The following is a 17,124-nucleotide window of genomic DNA, read 5'->3' as shown; positions in this document are numbered from 1 at the left end:
CTTCAAGAAATAAAGCAAACGTTTTCGTAAGTTATCTATAAGGCAATGTTTTGTGAGAATCACTCTCTAAACAAAACAGGCGGTAGATATAATACCAATCACAGTAAGTAAGTGTTCAGGAATAGCGTAGGAAAAAGCTTGAGAACGAGGCAGAATTTTCTGATAAGTAGTTATTCTACAATCAAAAATTCTAACGAAGTTATCGAGATTTTTAACAAGCTAGGATGACCAGTTATTTACTACGATTGGTATATTAATGTGCCGACTAAATCAGCACATTATTCAAACGTTTGGACGTATTATTAACCTAAACGGTAGTTAGGTGCTTCTTTCGTGATTTGAACATCGTGTACGTGAGATTCTTTCATGCCCGCACCAGAGATACGAACAAACTCAGCTTTAGTACGCATGTCTTCAACAGTTGCAGAACCGGTTAGGCCCATGCTTGAGCGTAGACCGCCCATCTGTTGGTGAACGATCTCTTTTAGACGACCTTTGTATGCGATACGACCTTCAATACCTTCTGGAACAAGCTTGTCTGCAGCGTTGTCAGATTGGAAGTAACGGTCAGAAGAACCTTGAGACATAGCGCCAAGAGAACCCATACCACGGTAAGACTTGTAAGAACGACCGTTGTAAAGGATAACTTCACCCGGTGCTTCTTCAGTACCCGCGAACATTGAACCAACCATCACACAAGATGCGCCAGCAACGATAGCTTTACAGATATCGCCAGAGAAGCGGATGCCGCCATCTGCGATTACTGGAATACCGTATTCGTTTGCTACTTCAGCTGCGTCTGCGATTGCTGTTACTTGAGGAACACCAACACCAGTAACGATACGAGTCGTACAGATTGAACCCGGGCCGATACCTACTTTAACCGCACTAACACCCGCTTCGATAAGAGCACGAGCGCCAGCGCCAGTTGCTACGTTACCACCGATGATTTGTAGATCAGGGTATGCAGCACGCGTATCACGGATACGGTTAAGTACGCCTTCAGAGTGACCGTGTGAAGAGTCGATAAGTAGAACGTCTACGCCAGCTTCAACAAGAGCAGCAACGCGCTCTTCGTTACCAGCACCAGCACCAACAGCTGCACCTACACGTAGGCTGCCGCGCTCATCTTTACAAGCGTTTGGTTTACGTTCTGCTTTATGGAAATCTTTTGCAGTGATCATTCCCGTTAGTTGGAAGTCATCATTTACAACAAGAACTTTTTCAACGCGCGCTTCGTGCATTTTCTCTTGAACTTCTTCACGAGTTGCACCTTCTTTAACAGAAGCAAGGCGAGCTTTAGGCGTCATTACTACATCAACTTTCTTAGAAAGGTCAGTCACAAAGCGAACGTCACGGCCAGTAATAATACCAACAAGTTCGTTTGTTTCAGTAACAACAGGGAAACCGGCAAAGCCGTGTTTTTGAGTAAGGGCTACAACATCAGCGATTGTCGCATCAGGGTTTACAGTAACAGGGTGAGAAACCACACCTGCTTCGTAAATTTTAACCTGGCGAACCATTTCAGCTTGCTGTTCAATAGACATGTTCTTATGAATGAAGCCTATTCCGCCTTCTTGTGCCAGTGCAATCGCTAGGCGAGCTTCTGTCACAGTATCCATCGATGCAGAGATCATTGGGATGTTTAGGGAAATATTCTTCGTCAGCTGAGTGCGAAGATCAGCTGTATTAGGGAGAACGGTGGAGTGTGCTGGCACTAGCAGTACGTCGTCGAATGTCAGCGCTTCTTTGGCAATTCTTAGCATTTGCAATATCTCACAATAATAGGAGTAAAAAGAAACAATCCAATCTCATCGTTTCGCCTAATGAGGGCAGCCAATTAAGGAAAATCAAACTGCATTTGGATTAGATATTGCGGACGGATTATACGGCCAACGAAATCGCTTGGCTACACATTTTTGTATTTTTAATTTGCATTTACCCCCTTGCTATGTATTATATTGCCGCTATCTTCCATACTCACGCCCTGTGAGATTCCAAGAAAGACCTTCCTTCAAGGAAAGATAGTGCTTCTATGACTAATCCAAACATCTTTACTGTTTCTCGCCTCAACTCAGAGGTTCGTCTCCTATTAGAAAACGAAATGGGAATAGTCTGGCTCGTTGGTGAAATCTCAAATTTCTCTGCACCTGTCTCTGGTCACTGGTACCTCACGCTTAAAGACTCTCGCGCTCAAGTTAAGTGCGCTATGTTTCGTGGCAATAACCGCCGTGTGACTTTTAAGCCTCAGAACGGTAATCAAGTTTTAGTCAAAGCACGTCTGTCTCTTTATGAGCCACGCGGTGACTATCAACTCATCATCGAAAGCATGCAACCAGAGGGTGATGGTAAGCTTCAGCAAGAGTTTGAAAAGCTTAAGATGAACCTCGCTGCAGAAGGGCTATTTGCCCAGTCCAGTAAGCAAATTCTGCCAGAACATCCTAAGTGCGTTGGTGTTATCACCTCTAAAACAGGTGCAGCCCTCTTCGATATTCTCGATGTACTGAAAAGACGCGACCCGTCATTGCCAGTCATCGTGTATCCGACCATGGTACAAGGTGAAGGAGCTTCGATTCAGATCGCTCAAGCGATTGGACGTGCCAATGAGCGCAACGAGTGTGACGTATTGATCGTTGGTCGTGGCGGCGGTTCATTAGAAGACTTATGGTGTTTCAATAACGAGATCGTCGCTCGCACCATTGCAGCAAGCCAGATCCCGATTATCAGTGCCGTTGGGCATGAAGTCGATGTCACTATCGCGGATTTCGTCGCAGATATGCGAGCTCCAACGCCATCAGCAGCCGCTGAACTGGTTAGTCGTGACAACAGTCATAAAGAGCAAGCTTATGCGTCTAAACGTGCTCGTTTAGTGAGTGCGATTCGTCATGTGCTAATCAAACAAGCACAATCAACTCAAACGTTGAAATACCGCTTAGAGAAACAACACCCGAGCTACCAACTGCAAAAGCAGAGTCAGCAGCTTGATGACCTAGACATGCGTTTGCGTCGTGGTATGACTCAATACCTAAAACAACATGCACAGCGTGTTGAACGTAAACAGCACCAGCTTCAATTGAACTCGCCTGTTAAGCGCTTGGGTGAACAAAAACTGCATCTACAACGTTCAGAGCAAAAGCTATTAGATGCGATGGATAAAACACTGCTAACCACTCGCCACCAGCTAGCCATGGCTGCCGAGAAGTTAGAGACCGTTAGTCCACTTGCCACGTTAAAGCGTGGCTACAGCATTACTCATTCAGCATCGAGCAAGACCGTGTCATCAATCAACGATGTCGAAGTTGGTGAAGTGATCACCACCCAAGTTGAAGACGGTGTAATTGAGTCGCAAGTGACAACAAGAGTCGCTAAGAGTGAGCTTTAGATTCAACTAGGACGTTAAAAATCATTTAAAACCAGAAAGCCCTATCGAATAATCGACAGGGCTTTTTTGTATCTACTGGCTTCAAAAGAGACGACCTGATTCAAATCCTACTCCCTACTCATGATTCACGACTCAGTCGTAAAAGGCTCCTTCATGGTCAGCATTCCTTCCGTCACAATAAAGTTGATGATGAAATCTAAGCCTTGGCTCTCTTTTAGGTTGGTGAACACATATGGCTTGGTTGGACGCATGCGTTGTGTGTCTTGCTCCATCACCTCAAGTGACGCACCAACATACGGTGCTAAATCGATCTTGTTGATGACTAACAGATCGGATCGTGTAATACCCGGGCCACCTTTACGTGGGATCTTCTCCCCTTCCGCTACATCGATTACATAGATAGTAAGGTCGGCTAACTCTGGGCTGAACGTGGCACTGAGGTTGTCGCCACCGCTTTCGACGAATACCACATCGAGGTTCTTATGTAACTTGGCCAACTCTTCCACTGCCGCGAGGTTCATCGAGGCATCTTCACGAATCGCCGTGTGTGGGCAACCGCCAGTTTCAACACCAATAATACGGTCAGGCTCTAGAGCTTCAGCTCGTGTAAGTATCTTGGCGTCTTCTTGGGTATAGATGTCATTGGTTACTACAGCAATGTTGAGCTTGTCTCTAATCGCCTTACATAGCACCTCTAACAATGCTGTTTTACCAGACCCTACCGGGCCGCCAATACCAATTCGAAGGGGTTGCTTATAACTTTCCATTGTCTACTTCCTTATATTCTTTCTGCTACATCGTTCGCGCTAACCGCTACGAACGAAATAGTCGTGTGTATTGTGTTTCGTGCAGTGAACTCGCTAATGCCATCGAAGGCGAAAAGCTGCCTATCATCCAATCTTCTATCGTGCGTGCTTTCTCAATGATCTCGGGAAACGTATTGGTGATATTAATCAGTGCCAACTGACCATCGGTTTGACCTAAAGGCACTAACTTGACCCCTGCGGTAACGATGTTTTCAAGCCAACTCCATAAATAACCCTGCTTGAGGCTCTCTAAATCAATACCCCAATGCTGAGCCGCCATACACATGCCCAACAATTGGTTTGGATGACTATCAACAGAATCCACCAGCGAAATATCGATATCCAAGCGCTTCAACAAGGTGTTCAATGCATGCCCACGCTGCTTTTCCTCCGCTCGCAATTCACTGGTTTCACGGCTTGAGTATAAGTAGTTACACCAATGCTCAATCTCATCGATTTCACCCTTTTCTAGCGCGTGATAAAGACGCTCTAAGATAGGTAATTCCAAAGTTGCGACACTGGAACTGACGATGGTATTAAGCCACTGTTCCATGCTGTTGCGATCGGTCACCCACCCCGCTTCAACCGCTAACTCTAAGCCTTGCGAATAAGTGAACCCACCAATCGGCAACGATGGACTGATCAATTGAAACAGACGATAGACGGCTACATTTTCTGTTGTGGTCATAATCGTGCCCTCAGTCTTCCAGAATCAAATAAGTTCGAGAGCCTACGCGCCTAACAGCAATAGTGCGCTTGCTGAAGCCACGCCGACTGACAACCATTTAGAGTAAACCGCGCGACCAACAAAAGTACCGATAACCATCAGAGCCAAAGCACTGATACTCATGCCTGTTGCAAACTGAGTTAGGTTACTTGCCGCTTCAACGCCATGCGCATAACCATGGAAAAACAACATACCAATCGAAGCCGCTAATACACTGTTCACTCGCTTAGTCGATGGTGAGAACACGTGCCATAAGCATAAGCTGACAACGAATAGAGAAGCGATGATTGCAGGTTCAACAATCACAGAGAAACCTAAGGCTTGGCCTGCGATAAGCCCGACCACCAAAGACGCCAACCCGCCGCCAATCAGAGCGGCTTTTGTCTTGGTGGAAAATGACAGTGCGCCAATTAACAAACCAAAAGCGATCAACATGATCAGGTGATCCATACCTGTCACTGGGTGAGTTAAGCCAGACATAAATGAGTGAGACTCATGAACTGAGTGCGCTCCATGTCCTGGGTGAGCGAAAGCCAATGTTGATGTTGTTAGAGAAGCTATTGTGAAAGTGCATAAGCCTGCAGCTGTTTTAAAGTTCATCGCGAGTTCCTTGCGTTTATAGTTATTAATATTTGTTGTTATATAAATCGTTTAGTGAGTCATCAATGACTCGATTAATGATGGTGATGATGTCCACCAGAGCGACCGCCATAAGCACCGCCTTCTGGTTCAAACGGTTGTTTCTCGGTGGTCACTTTCGCGCCTAAGCCTTCAACCATTTCATCCAAAACATGGTCGTGTTGATAACGAACCCAGCCCGCTTCCACTTGCAGTGGAACATGACGGTTACCAAGGTGGTACGCCACTCGTGTTAACAGGAGCAAGTCTTCACAGTAAACAGTCGAAACGGTTTCTGGTGCCGCTTTCACTTCCACTACCAAGCCACATTCACTTGACAGTTGTTCGCCACCACGCAAGATATGACCTCGTGGTAGAAACAGGCCGGCATTACGTCCGTCATCTAACATCACCTTAAGGCGGCTTTTGATGCGGCTATCGATCGGCAGGCTCAAATAGCCGTCCGGTGCATTTTGTATTTGAGTATTCAGTTGAGTCAGTTCAATCATGCTATTACCTCAATCTCCTTGTGAGATTTATAACGTTTAAAATAAGATCATTATTCAATCAAAGAGCCTTCTGTCGAGCTCTTAAAACAGAAAGTATCTCTGAGCCATTGGCAGCTCTTCAGCAGGCTCACACGTCAGTAATTCACCATCGGCACGTACTTGATACGTCTGAGAATCCACCTCAATCTTCGGCATCCAATCGTTGAGCTTCATGTCGGCTTTGCTAATGTTTCGGCAGTTACTTACAACACCAATCAAGCTCTGCAGACCCAACTGTTTATCAATGTTCTGCGCTTTGGCTTCCTTAGAGACAAACAGCATTGATGTGTTTTGACATGCCTTGCCGTAGCTACCAAACATAGAGCGGTAATGAACTGGCTGAGGGGTTGGGATTGAAGCGTTTGGGTCACCCATCGGCGCCATGGCGATCATGCCGCCTTTCAAAATCACACTCGGTTTCACACCAAAGAAAGCGGGCTTCCACAACACTAAATCCGCCAGCTTTCCTGCTTCAATAGAGCCGATTTCATGAGACATACCATGAGTGATCGCTGGGTTGATGGTGTACTTAGCGACATAGCGTCTTAATCGGAAGTTATCGCTGTAGTCTGAATCTTCTTTTAGGCTGCCGCGCTGAACTTTCATCTTGTGCGCGGTTTGCCAAGTTCGAGTGATCACCTCGCCTACACGTCCCATTGCTTGTGAGTCCGAAGCGATCATCGAGAACGCGCCTAAGTCATGAAGAATGTCTTCTGCGGCAATGGTTTCACGGCGAATACGCGATTCGGCGAACGCGACATCTTCAGCAATCGATGGTGAAAGGTGATGACACACCATCAACATATCCAAATGCTCATCGACGGTATTGATGGTGTAAGGTCGTGTTGGATTGGTTGAGGAGGGCAAAACGTTCGGCTCACCTGCAGCACGAATAATATCGGGAGCATGACCACCGCCCGCACCTTCGGTGTGATAGGTATGAATCACGCGATCACCGATTGCGCCAAGTGTCGATTCAACAAAACCCGATTCATTCAGAGTGTCGGTATGAATCGCAACTTGTACGTCCATCTCGTCAGCCACATTCAAGCAGGTATCGATTGAAGCGGGAGTGGTTCCCCAGTCTTCATGCAACTTCAAACCCACGGCACCTGCCGCTACTTGTTCGCGTAGAGCTTCTGGCTGACTTGCATTGCCTTTGCCTAACAAGCCAAAGTTCATAGGGAATTGATCGAGTGACTCCAGCATGCGGTGCATGTTCCAAGGCCCCGGCGTACATGTGGTTGCGTTGGTACCTGTGTTTGGCCCGGTACCACCGCCAATCATGGTAGTCACACCCGACGCCAGTGCTTCTTCAATCTGTTGTGGGCAAATAAAGTGGATGTGTGAATCAATGCCACCAGCAGTCAGGATTGAACCTTCACCGGCTAAAATCTCCGTGCCCGGGCCAATCACAATATCAACGCCCGGTTGAACATCTGGGTTGCCCGCTTTGCCCAATGCCTGAACGCGGCCATCTTTGATTGCGACATCTGCTTTTACGATGCCCCAGTAATCCAACACAATCGCGTTAGTGATCACCAAATCCGGTGTCTCAGCACTTGGACGTTGGCTTTGCCCTTGTCCATCACGAATCACTTTACCGCCACCAAACTTCACTTCGTCGCCGTATACGGTGTAATCTTTTTCAACTTCTAGCCATAAATCAGTGTCAGCAAGACGCACTCGGTCACCGACTGTTGGCCCAAACATTTCGGCATAAGCCTGTCTGGATATCGTCGCCATGTTCAATCCTTTGTTATTTTCATTATTCCGTGGGAGCGCTTAGAGCTTGCCCATCACCTTTCCTTGGAAGCCATAGATCTCTAACTTACCGGCGTAACGCACTAACTCGACGCTGCGCGACTGACCCGGCTCAAAGCGGGTTGCAGTACCAGCAGGGATATTGAGTCGAAAGCCTTTAGTGGCTTCTCGGTCAAAGATCAGCGAAGGGTTTGCTTCATAGAAGTGGTAATGAGAGCCAATTTGAACAGGACGATCGCCAATGTTTTGAACCTTAACGGACGTTGTGTCACGGCCTTCATTGAGAGTGATGTCACCGGGAGCGGTTTCGACTTTTCCGGGAACGAATCCTGAGTATTGTTTTGTTGAACCAGCCATATTACTTCTCCCTACACGATAGGTTCATGAACGGTCACCAGCTTGGTGCCATCAGGAAAAGTGGCTTCGACTTGTACATCAGGGATCATGGAAGGGATCCCCTCCATAACGTCATCGACAGTAAGCAGTGTGCGTCCAAAATCCATCAACTCTGAAACGGTTTTACCCTCGCGGGCACCTTCGAGAATGGCACTGCTGATCAGTGCAATAGATTCTGGATAGTTGAGTTTTAAGCCTTTTTGTTTGCGCTGCTGTGCCAGCATTCCTGCGCAGAAGATAAGTAGCTTATCTTTTTCTCTTGGTGTTAATTCCATTTAGCCGCCCGCTGTTAGTGTTGTTTTCTTATTGCTCAAAAACACATGAGCAGTAAGTGGGATTCAATCACAGCAAGCTTGAAAAAATGTACCTAGGGTCGGAAGTCACCCTAGGTACAAAAAGGGCTAATCGCTAAGTCGCCCAAATCCTTGGTAAATCAGGAGTCGTACCACATAAATGAGAGCGAGTTGCTTGCCATATCTGACCAAAGGCCTGGAGGATATCTTCACTCCAATTACCCAAGGCTCGCACTACAATCAATCCTTCTATCTGAGTCGCGCCCAATATTAATGTGAGTTCACTCGACGTTTTTGATGTAACTGATTGCTGTGAAGCTTGCTGTGTAATAGATAAGAGCAAGCTCTGTACCAACTCTAAATCTTGCTTCTCATTTGAGGTGATATAAAAGGTTCCCATCATTGAATAATCAAGTAACCCCATATTTATCATTAACTTATCGCCACCGTGAAAATTAAAACCTTCAGTCAGAAGCCTTTGATTATCAAGATAGATTTCTGTTTTCCCAACGAGGTGACCATGCTCGAATCCCTCATTCTGTGCAGGACGTCCAAAACAGTGCATCTCCCAACCCCAAAATTGTGCACCCTTTTCTAGGCGAATTTCAGTGTCTAAACGAACGTGTGCATTCGGGAAAAAGATGTTCTCTTGCGGCATCCATTCCAAGCGAGCACCTTTCTTCACTCGTAGGGTCTGCTTCTGCTTGGCGTACTTGTTGTTTGAGCGATAAAACTTGGTCGCACCGGGTGTGGTGATCAACGCATGCGCACCGCTTTCGATGGTCGCTTCAATATTGAGAGTGTCACCTCCTACCACTCCGCCGGGGGGATGAAGTAAGTAGGTGTGACACGTTACCCCATCAGGATACAAGGGACGTTGCACCGCAAGCGGACCAGACTGCTGACGATTCTTTAATACGGTTTTATCACCACGGTCGACAAAGGTGAGGTTTAAGCTCGCCTGCCAACCGTCTCGGATATCTTGTTCGATGGTCTCATTCAGAGACAACACTCCCGCTAAAGAAGCATTTATTGCTTCGCTCGAAGAATATAGAGAGCTCATACGGTTAGGTACTCCTTAATCAGGGATTCATTTAGCCCTGTCATTTCACCTTCAGCTACCTGACGACCACGGTCGAGAATGCAAAATCGGTCACCGACCTTTCTCGCAAATGGCAGCTTCTGTTCAACAAGCAGGACGGTGAGTCCCATCTTCTCGTTGAGCATGAGAATGATGTCACCAATCTCTTGCACGATATTGGGCTGAATACCTTCTGTTGGTTCATCCAAGATCAACAGTTTTGGATTAACCACCAGCGCACGCCCAATCGCGAGTTGCTGCTGTTGACCACCAGATAAATCACCACCGCGACGATGCAGCATCTCTTTTAACACTGGGAATATATCGAAGATGAACTCTGGGATCTTACGGTCGCCCTTTTCTCGAATCGGCAAGCCGACTTCTAGGTTTTCTTGAACCGTGAGCATCGGAAAGATCTGACGACCTTGCGGCACATAACCGATGCCTTGGCGAGCACGCTCTTCGGCATCGGTTTTAAGAAGCGGCTCACCCGATAACGAAATGTCACCGCTCTCGACCTTAACTAGCCCCATGATGCATTGCAGCAACGTCGTTTTACCGACACCGTTTCGTCCCATTAACACTGTGCACTTGCCTTCCGGGATCTGCATATCCAAATCCCACAGCGTGTGGCTCTCACCGTAATATTGATTAACTGATTTAACCTCTAGCATCCTATTCTCCGAGATAAACTTGTTTAACTTCAGGGTGAGCCTGCACTTGATCCATAGTGCCTTCAGCCAACACGTGACCTTGATGAAGCACGGTGACATGGCTAGCAATCGAACGAACGAAATCCATATCGTGTTCAACCACGACCACTGAGTGCTTGCCTGCCAGTGAGTTAAGTAACTCAGAGGTGCGGTCCATCTCTTGGTGAGTCATCCCTGCAACGGGTTCATCCACCAGCAATAGCCTAGGGTTTTGCATCAATAACATGCCTATCTCTAACCACTGCTTTTGTCCGTGAGACAGGTTACCTGCCAAATTCGCCGCTTCGTCTTTTAAATGAATCAGCTCAAGCACAGAGGTAAGTTTGTCTTTCTGTTCACCAGACATCACAGCAGTGAACGTCGCCCACACTGAACGGTCACCAGCCATGGCTAACTCAAGGTTCTGCCACACGGTTAAACACTCAATCACGGTCGGCTTTTGGAATTTACGCCCAACGCCTGCATTGGCGATTTCGGATTCGTTCATCTTCAATAAGTTGATGTTCGAACCCAACCACACTTCGCCAGTATCTGGCTTAGTTTTACCTGTGATGATGTCCATCATGGTGGTTTTACCTGCGCCATTAGGGCCAATGATGCAGCGCAGTTCTCCTTCATTGATGTAGAGGTTGAGATCGTTTATCGCTTGGAAACCATCGAAACTTTTGTTGACGCCTTCCACATACAACAACACGTTATGGCGAGTATCGATGGCGGGATGAATATCAGGTTTAAGGTAATCAAAGACTTGGTCTCGACGAGTGAACGCCTGAACCGATTCCTTTACGCTATTAAATGTGGTCATGCGATCACCTCCTTGGCTTTGTGCTGATCATCCTTATCTTTATCTTGGTTTTTCCCATTTGATGCCTTGCGTAGCTGCTGCCATTTTTCACTGACAAAGCCAATTACACCTTGTGGGAAGTACATGGTCGAGAGAACGAATAATCCACCCAGAGCAAATAACCACACCTCTGGGAACTCAACCGTAAACCAGCTCTTGGCGTAGTTGATGATCAATGCCCCAACAATGGCGCCAAACAGGGTGGCACGACCGCCTAAGGCAACCCAAACCACAATCTCAATCGAGTTAAGCGGAGCAAATTCACCCGGGTTAATGATGCCAACTTGAGGAACATATAAAGCCCCGGCAATACCCGCGATAACCGCAGAAAGAACGAAGACCCACAGCTTGATGCCATCGACGTCGTAACCCATAAAGCGAGTACGTGACTCTGTATCACGAATCGCTAATGCCACACGACCTAATCGACTGGTCACCACCATACGACAAGCGATGTAGCTAAAAATGAGCGCAATGCCAGTCGCGACAAACAGACCTATCTTGACCGCATCACTCTGCAAGCTCAGACCTATGATGTCTTTGAAGTCTGTCAGTCCATTGTTACCACCAAAGCCCATCTCGTTGCGGAAAAATGCCAGCATCAATGCGTAAGTTAACGCTTGAGTCATGATAGAAAGATACACACCAGACACACGAGAGCGGAAAGCTAAATAACCGAACAAGTAAGCCAATGCGCCCGGCACTAGCACCACCATCAGACAAGCAAACCAGAACTGATCAAAGCCCTGCCAAAACCACGGCAACGCAGACCAATCAAGGAACACCATGAAATCTGGTAAGACTGGATCACCATAAACCCCACGGTCACCAATCTGACGCATCAAGTACATGCCCATCGCATAACCACCAAGCGCAAAGAAAGCACCGTGGCCGAGGCTCAATATTCCGAGATAGCCCCACACAAGATCGAGCGCCAACGCCAACATTGCGTAGCTCAGGTATTTGCCCATCAGCGAGATAGTGAAAGTCTCGACATGAAGCGGGTGTCCACTTGGTAACATGGTGTTAGCCAGTGGGATAAGAATGACGGCCGCAAGAATGGCAAGGATGGTCAGTTGGCCACCTTTGTCACCACGCATCGCCGAAAGTACAAATGATTTTGACTGCATGATGTTGTCCTTAACCTTCAGCCGCACGACCACGTTGTGGGAAGAGTCCACGTGGGCGTTTTTGAATAAATAGAATGATGAAAACCAGTACCAGGATCTTAGCGAGAACCGCACCAGCCCATGGTTCTAAAATCTTATTGAACAGACCAAGGCTTAAGCCAGCGACTAGCGTGCCCCATAGGTTGCCAACACCGCCGAACACCACCACCATGAATGAGTCGATGATGTATGCCTGCCCCATATTTGGACCCACGTTGGTCAGTTGAGAAAGTGCCACACCCGCGACACCCGCAACGCCAGAGCCTAAACCGAAGGTCATCGCATCAACTCGCTCAGAACGAATACCCATCGCACGAGCCATGCCACGGTTTTGAGAAACCGCACGAACCTGTAAGCCTAGTGGTGTCTTTTTCAGAACCATTAATAAGCCCATAAACACCAAACCACAGAACAAGATGATATAAAGTCGGTTGTAAGTCAGGGACAACATTGGGTTCAATTGAAGTGCGCCAGACATCCATTCAGGTGTGCTCACTGAGCGGTTCAAAGGAGAGAAAATCGAGCGAACGGCTTGCTGCAAGATCAAGCTAATACCAAAGGTCGCGAGTAAGGTTTCCAATGGGCGACCATAAAGATGACGAATCACACTTCGCTCGATCACAATGCCCACCAAACCAGAAACAATAAACGCAGCAGGGATAGAGAGTATCAGTGCCAAACCAATATGATTGGGCATCAACAATTGCATGACATAGGTGGTATAAGCGCCAATCATGATCAACTCGCCATGAGCCATGTTGATAACACCCATCACACCAAAGGTAATCGCTAAGCCAATGCCCGCCAGCACCAATACCGAGCCTAAGCTCAAACCGAAGAATACCGTTTCTACACCCGAATAGAGTGCTTGGCTTTGTTGATAGCTATCCATCGCACGTTCTGCTGCAGCGGTAATGCTTGGATCTTGCTCACTGTTCAGTAGTTGGTTCAGTGTTTTCAGAACGACCGAGTGTTTGAAGTCGCCAACTCGTTCAATTGAAGCCACACGATCTTCAATGGTGGCACTGTTATTAAGAGAGGTGGCAATCGCTAACGACAAATCCATTAGCTCAGCTACTTTGCCATCTGATTCATTGGTTCTGAGTTCAGTTAGTCGTTCGATAATGTCAGCGTCTTTGGTTCCTAACAAATCCAAAACCGCTTTATAACGCACATCAGGATTGCCGCTGTTCAGTCCAATAGAAGCAATTTCCCCGCGTAATATCCCGCGAAGTTTGTTATTCACACGAACCTTTTTAAACTGTCTCGCATTCTCGATATTAAGCGTTGAATCAGTCCATACTGACTGAGCTGACGTTGCCGTTTTGATGTTTTGAATGAGGTAGAGCTGTTTGTACTGCTCGCTCTGTTTCTCATTGAAGTAGTAAAGGTTTCCGTTTAACCAGCCATCTAAAATAGGTTTCGACACATCTTCCGTTTGCGTCTCAATCACCCAATCGATAGCTAATTCTTTATCCGATGTTTTCTTACCAACTAGCGCCTTGGTAAAGCTAGCTTCATCCGTTATTCCAGCAAAAGCCAACTGAGCACTGACTGCCATGAGCAACAGCGCTTTAAATACGTTTAATACGTTTTTCATCCCTGCTTCCTTAACCAACCAAGTTAGATATTGTTATTTTTACTTGGAGGATGTGTGGATAGTGGTTGTTACCTGAAACGATGAGCCTTCCGTTCGCTTCGCCCGTTAAACAGACGCGTTCTTCCCAAACCGAAAGGCTCAATATTCCTGAATTGACGCTCTAGTTACCGCCAGAACACTTCTTCGTTTCGACGTTAAACGCACCACATGAGAATGGCTTCGACCAGCTAGAGAACAGTTTTGCCGATTCAGGTAAGTAACTCGACCAAGCATCACCCGCCACTAGACCTGTGGTTTCCCAAACGATATCGAATTGACCATCGTCTTGGATTTCACCGATCAGGACTGGTTTAGTAATGTGGTGGTTTGGCAACATGGTTGAGTAGCCGCCAGAAAGGTTAGGAACAGACACGCCAATCAAGGCATCTTGCACAGATTCAGGATCGGTTGTGCCCGCATTAGTGACCGCTTGAGCCCACATGTTGAAGCCAACATAGTGCGCTTCCATTGGATCATTGGTGACACGCTTTTCACTCTTGATGAACGACTGCCACGTTTCAACGAACTCTTCATTGGCTTCAGTATCAACACTCATGAAGTAGTTCCATGCCGCTAGGTGACCCACCAGTGGTTCTGTGTCCATGCCTGACAGTTCTTCTTCACCAACAGAGAATGCAATAACTGGGATGTCTTCAGATGAAATGCCTTGAGCGCCTAGCTCTTTATAGAAAGGTACGTTCGCATCGCCGTTCACAGTAGAAACCACAGCGGTTTTCTTGCCTGCTTCGCCGAACTTTTTGATATCAGAAACGATAGATTGCCAATCAGAGTGACCAAATGGCGTGTAGTTGATCATGATGTCTTCTTCTGCGACACCTTTATCTTTTAGGTAGGCTTCAAGGATCTTATTGGTAGTACGTGGATAAACGTAATCGGTACCTGCAAGTACCCAACGCTCAACTTCAAGCTCTTCCATCAAGTAATCCACTGCAGGGATCGCTTGTTGGTTTGGCGCGGCACCGGTGTAGAAAACGTTTTTAGAAGACTCTTCGCCTTCATACTGTACTGGGTAGAAAAGGATACTGTTGAGTTCTTCAAAAACAGGCAGCATGGATTTACGTGATACCGATGTCCAACCACCGAACACCACATCCACTTTCTCTTTTTCGATAAGCTCACGTGCTTTTTCTGCAAATAGCGGCCAGTTTGACGCAGGGTCAACCACGACAGGCTCTAGCTTCTTGCCAAGCAAACCGCCCTTTTTGTTCTGCTCTTCGATAAGCATTAGCACGGTATCTTTTAGCGTGGTTTCACTGATCGCCATAGTGCCAGAAAGTGAGTGTAGAACACCGACCTTGATGGTCTCATCAGCAGCAAACACTGTTGCAGAAGAAAATGAAAGTGTTGTACACAGTGCAGCTAGCGATAAATTGAACACCTTGTTCATGATATTACTCCATAATTGTATTTTTGTTATTCAATTACAGAGTTACAAGAAGAGTGCCAAACTTAAAAAGCAATCAATAAATTTATAAGCTTTTGTATTAATTAAACTTAATAGCAAGCCACACCAATAAAGTGCATAGCAATCATGTCACTATGTTTCATACTGGTGCAGTGACGATGAGAATGAACCAAGATGACACATTCCTGTTCATCAGATACAAAAAAGACCCAACACTTTGGTATTGGGTCTCTGGTATAACATAACCAATGGTCGTTCAAACCATGCTGTTTAAGGCTATTCCGCTGGTTGGAATTCGAATTTTACTCTCGACTTAGACTTCAATTCGTTGCAATCGGCATTACAAAAATAACTCGCCGCACCACAGGCTTGAAGCTTCTCAAGTTGGCTGCTGCACTCAGGGCAAAACCCAACTTTAGTAAAGTGAGCCTGACAACTTTCACAGTGATACTTGCCATCCCAAGCTAGCTCAGACTGACACTTAGGGCAGATATTTTCACTCATTAGCATTTCCTAATTTACGACTATTTTTACAATCTACTACCGCTGAGACTTCGCTTGCTTGATTTGGTACATGTTCTTATCAGCTTGTGCGATCAACAGGTCTAATCCTTGAGGATCTTTCTCACAAGACAACCCAACACTCACTGAGAACTGCACATCATTGATATAAAGCGCTTGTTGCAGTGCTTTCTCTAAGCTGTGGTAGAAACTAACAACGCTTTCTTGATCATCAAAGCAAGAGAACACCACAAACTCATCGCCACCGTAACGCCCTATCTTGGCACATGCTGTGGTTGCCTCATCAAGAACTTCGGCAACCGCCAACAGCACATCATCACCAAAACTATGACCATAGGTATCGTTGATCGATTTGAACTTATCGACATCAACAAACAGACACGCCATCACCTTTTCTGAAAAACATCGCTTAGCCAACACTTTCTCAGCTTCATTAAACAATGCGCGACGATTCAAGCAATGGGTAAGAGAATCACGATTGGCGAAAAAGTTAAGCTGATTCTCCAACTCGAACTTTTCTAGTGCTACCGAATACAGGGAAGCCAGTAGTTCTAAGATCTCGAGCTCAAATTCATGCGGCTCAGATATGTACTGGCTATAAATGGCAAAGGTACCCAGTACATGACCGCGCGACGAGATAATGGGTACCGACCAACAGGCATGCAGATTCGCTTGATTGGTGAGGGCTAAAAAAGGTGCCCAGTTTGGGTGTGCATTTATGTTGGAGACCATCACTGCTTTCTTGAGTGCAGCCGCCTCGCCACAAGAACCAATCCCTGTACCAATCCCAACCCCTTCTATCTGCTGATTGTAAAAATCAGGCAGGTTTGGGGCATATTCAAGATGCAAAGTTTTAGACTCTGAGTTGAGCAGTAAAATTGAAGCCATACGCTGCCCAAAAATCTGCTCGGTAAGCTGAATGATCTTATGATTTAAATCTTTGCGATCCATCCCAAGAGCAAGCTTGCGCAGCAAACTATTGACGGCTCGGTGGCCTTCTAATAAAAATTGTTGTTCCATTCACTAAAGCTTTCAATTGTGTAATAGGGTACAGCTTGTTCTTATGCAAGCTTACTATTGGTTAATAATAACACACTAAATAAGCCGTACACACAATCGAAGATCATAGGTTGATCTTTCGCTTTATCTATTTTGATCAGCGATCTACCCCAAAAAGAATATTTATATCACCACAC

General features: G+C 46.4%; 17 protein-coding genes. 1 reads left to right on the top strand and 16 read right to left on the bottom strand.

Going from position 1 to position 17,124, the window contains the following annotated elements; translation table 11 throughout:
• Positions 1-302: 302 nt before the first annotated feature.
• Complete coding sequence (gene guaB / locus NX845_RS18605; protein ID WP_004735127.1) at positions 303-1,766, bottom strand: IMP dehydrogenase; 1,464 nt, start codon at positions 1,764-1,766, stop codon at positions 303-305.
• 269 nt (positions 1,767-2,035) lie between these two features.
• Here guaB and xseA point away from each other — a divergent pair, with 269 nt between their 5' ends.
• Positions 2,036-3,382 (top strand): exodeoxyribonuclease VII large subunit, encoded by a 1,347-nt coding sequence (gene xseA / locus NX845_RS18600; protein ID WP_029405079.1) that lies wholly within the window; start codon positions 2,036-2,038, stop codon positions 3,380-3,382.
• Positions 3,383-3,507: 125 nt separating this feature from the next.
• Here the strand turns inward: xseA and ureG are convergent, their stop codons facing one another.
• The 15 genes from ureG to NX845_RS18525 form a co-directional block, all read right to left on the bottom strand.
• Positions 3,508-4,149 carry an urease accessory protein UreG gene (ureG, locus tag NX845_RS18595; protein ID WP_260257064.1) on the bottom strand — a complete coding sequence of 214 codons (642 nt, stop codon included), beginning with the start codon at positions 4,147-4,149 and terminating at the stop codon, positions 3,508-3,510.
• Positions 4,150-4,195: 46 nt separating this feature from the next.
• Complete coding sequence (locus NX845_RS18590; protein ID WP_017079883.1) at positions 4,196-4,876, bottom strand: urease accessory protein UreF; 681 nt, start codon at positions 4,874-4,876, stop codon at positions 4,196-4,198.
• Positions 4,877-4,918: 42 nt separating this feature from the next.
• On the bottom strand, positions 4,919-5,515 hold the full coding sequence (locus NX845_RS18585; RefSeq protein ID WP_260257063.1) for a HupE/UreJ family protein: 597 nt from the start codon (positions 5,513-5,515) through the stop codon (positions 4,919-4,921).
• Positions 5,516-5,589: 74 nt separating this feature from the next.
• On the bottom strand, positions 5,590-6,042 hold the full coding sequence (ureE, locus tag NX845_RS18580) for an urease accessory protein UreE (RefSeq protein WP_004735122.1): 453 nt from the start codon (positions 6,040-6,042) through the stop codon (positions 5,590-5,592).
• A gap of 81 nt (positions 6,043-6,123) precedes the next feature.
• Complete coding sequence (gene ureC, locus NX845_RS18575; RefSeq protein ID WP_017095400.1) at positions 6,124-7,827, bottom strand: urease subunit alpha; 1,704 nt, start codon at positions 7,825-7,827, stop codon at positions 6,124-6,126.
• A gap of 39 nt (positions 7,828-7,866) precedes the next feature.
• Complete coding sequence (locus tag NX845_RS18570; protein WP_004735120.1) at positions 7,867-8,202, bottom strand: urease subunit beta; 336 nt, start codon at positions 8,200-8,202, stop codon at positions 7,867-7,869.
• 11 nt (positions 8,203-8,213) lie between these two features.
• The gene (gene ureA, locus NX845_RS18565) at positions 8,214-8,516 is read right to left on the bottom strand and encodes an urease subunit gamma (protein WP_004735119.1); all 303 of its coding nucleotides are present in this window, start codon (positions 8,514-8,516) and stop codon (positions 8,214-8,216) included.
• 133 nt (positions 8,517-8,649) lie between these two features.
• A complete protein-coding gene (locus NX845_RS18560) occupies positions 8,650-9,597 on the bottom strand; it encodes an urease accessory protein UreD (protein ID WP_260257062.1) in 948 nt (315 codons plus the stop codon).
• On the bottom strand, positions 9,594-10,289 hold the full coding sequence (gene urtE, locus NX845_RS18555) for an urea ABC transporter ATP-binding subunit UrtE (protein ID WP_260257061.1): 696 nt from the start codon (positions 10,287-10,289) through the stop codon (positions 9,594-9,596). Before urtE ends, NX845_RS18560 begins: the two co-directional genes overlap by 4 nt.
• A gap of 1 nt (position 10,290) precedes the next feature.
• On the bottom strand, positions 10,291-11,133 hold the full coding sequence (gene urtD / locus NX845_RS18550) for an urea ABC transporter ATP-binding protein UrtD (RefSeq protein ID WP_260257060.1): 843 nt from the start codon (positions 11,131-11,133) through the stop codon (positions 10,291-10,293).
• On the bottom strand, positions 11,130-12,302 hold the full coding sequence (gene urtC, locus NX845_RS18545; RefSeq protein WP_017095402.1) for an urea ABC transporter permease subunit UrtC: 1,173 nt from the start codon (positions 12,300-12,302) through the stop codon (positions 11,130-11,132). Before urtC ends, urtD begins: the two co-directional genes overlap by 4 nt.
• Positions 12,303-12,312: 10 nt before the next feature.
• Positions 12,313-13,941 carry an urea ABC transporter permease subunit UrtB gene (gene urtB, locus NX845_RS18540; protein ID WP_102482363.1) on the bottom strand — a complete coding sequence of 543 codons (1,629 nt, stop codon included), beginning with the start codon at positions 13,939-13,941 and terminating at the stop codon, positions 12,313-12,315.
• A 160-nt stretch (positions 13,942-14,101) separates the two neighbouring features.
• Positions 14,102-15,388: an urea ABC transporter substrate-binding protein gene (gene urtA, locus NX845_RS18535; RefSeq protein ID WP_004735113.1), complete on the bottom strand. Its 1,287-nt coding sequence runs from the start codon at positions 15,386-15,388 to the stop codon at positions 14,102-14,104.
• A 294-nt stretch (positions 15,389-15,682) separates the two neighbouring features.
• On the bottom strand, positions 15,683-15,910 hold the full coding sequence (locus NX845_RS18530) for a zinc ribbon domain-containing protein (RefSeq protein ID WP_004735111.1): 228 nt from the start codon (positions 15,908-15,910) through the stop codon (positions 15,683-15,685).
• 36 nt (positions 15,911-15,946) lie between these two features.
• Positions 15,947-16,948 carry a diguanylate cyclase gene (locus NX845_RS18525; protein ID WP_065682656.1) on the bottom strand — a complete coding sequence of 334 codons (1,002 nt, stop codon included), beginning with the start codon at positions 16,946-16,948 and terminating at the stop codon, positions 15,947-15,949.
• Between the last annotated feature and the right edge of the window lie 176 nt (positions 16,949-17,124).

The sequence above is a fragment of the Vibrio sp. NC2 genome, from assembly GCF_025195005.1.
Taxonomy (GTDB): Bacteria; Pseudomonadota; Gammaproteobacteria; order Enterobacterales; family Vibrionaceae; genus Vibrio; species Vibrio splendidus.
Note: the sequence above shows the minus strand (reverse complement) of the source record. Positions and strands in the feature narration are given on the sequence as shown.

What these genes read in the sequence shown, in the direction of transcription:
- guaB (WP_004735127.1), bottom strand. Translation starts at nt 1,766, where the DNA reads ATGCTAAGAATTGCCAAAGAAGCGCTGACATTCGACGACGTACTGCTA.
- xseA (WP_029405079.1), top strand. Translation starts at nt 2,036, where the DNA reads ATGACTAATCCAAACATCTTTACTGTTTCTCGCCTCAACTCAGAGGTT.
- ureG (WP_260257064.1), bottom strand. Translation starts at nt 4,149, where the DNA reads ATGGAAAGTTATAAGCAACCCCTTCGAATTGGTATTGGCGGCCCGGTA.
- NX845_RS18590 (WP_017079883.1), bottom strand. Translation starts at nt 4,876, where the DNA reads ATGACCACAACAGAAAATGTAGCCGTCTATCGTCTGTTTCAATTGATC.
- NX845_RS18585 (WP_260257063.1), bottom strand. Translation starts at nt 5,515, where the DNA reads ATGAACTTTAAAACAGCTGCAGGCTTATGCACTTTCACAATAGCTTCT.
- ureE (WP_004735122.1), bottom strand. Translation starts at nt 6,042, where the DNA reads ATGATTGAACTGACTCAACTGAATACTCAAATACAAAATGCACCGGAC.
- ureC (WP_017095400.1), bottom strand. Translation starts at nt 7,827, where the DNA reads ATGGCGACGATATCCAGACAGGCTTATGCCGAAATGTTTGGGCCAACA.
- NX845_RS18570 (WP_004735120.1), bottom strand. Translation starts at nt 8,202, where the DNA reads ATGGCTGGTTCAACAAAACAATACTCAGGATTCGTTCCCGGAAAAGTC.
- ureA (WP_004735119.1), bottom strand. Translation starts at nt 8,516, where the DNA reads ATGGAATTAACACCAAGAGAAAAAGATAAGCTACTTATCTTCTGCGCA.
- NX845_RS18560 (WP_260257062.1), bottom strand. Translation starts at nt 9,597, where the DNA reads ATGAGCTCTCTATATTCTTCGAGCGAAGCAATAAATGCTTCTTTAGCG.
- urtE (WP_260257061.1), bottom strand. Translation starts at nt 10,289, where the DNA reads ATGCTAGAGGTTAAATCAGTTAATCAATATTACGGTGAGAGCCACACG.
- urtD (WP_260257060.1), bottom strand. Translation starts at nt 11,133, where the DNA reads ATGACCACATTTAATAGCGTAAAGGAATCGGTTCAGGCGTTCACTCGT.
- urtC (WP_017095402.1), bottom strand. Translation starts at nt 12,302, where the DNA reads ATGCAGTCAAAATCATTTGTACTTTCGGCGATGCGTGGTGACAAAGGT.
- urtB (WP_102482363.1), bottom strand. Translation starts at nt 13,941, where the DNA reads ATGAAAAACGTATTAAACGTATTTAAAGCGCTGTTGCTCATGGCAGTC.
- urtA (WP_004735113.1), bottom strand. Translation starts at nt 15,388, where the DNA reads ATGAACAAGGTGTTCAATTTATCGCTAGCTGCACTGTGTACAACACTT.
- NX845_RS18530 (WP_004735111.1), bottom strand. Translation starts at nt 15,910, where the DNA reads ATGAGTGAAAATATCTGCCCTAAGTGTCAGTCTGAGCTAGCTTGGGAT.
- NX845_RS18525 (WP_065682656.1), bottom strand. Translation starts at nt 16,948, where the DNA reads ATGGAACAACAATTTTTATTAGAAGGCCACCGAGCCGTCAATAGTTTG.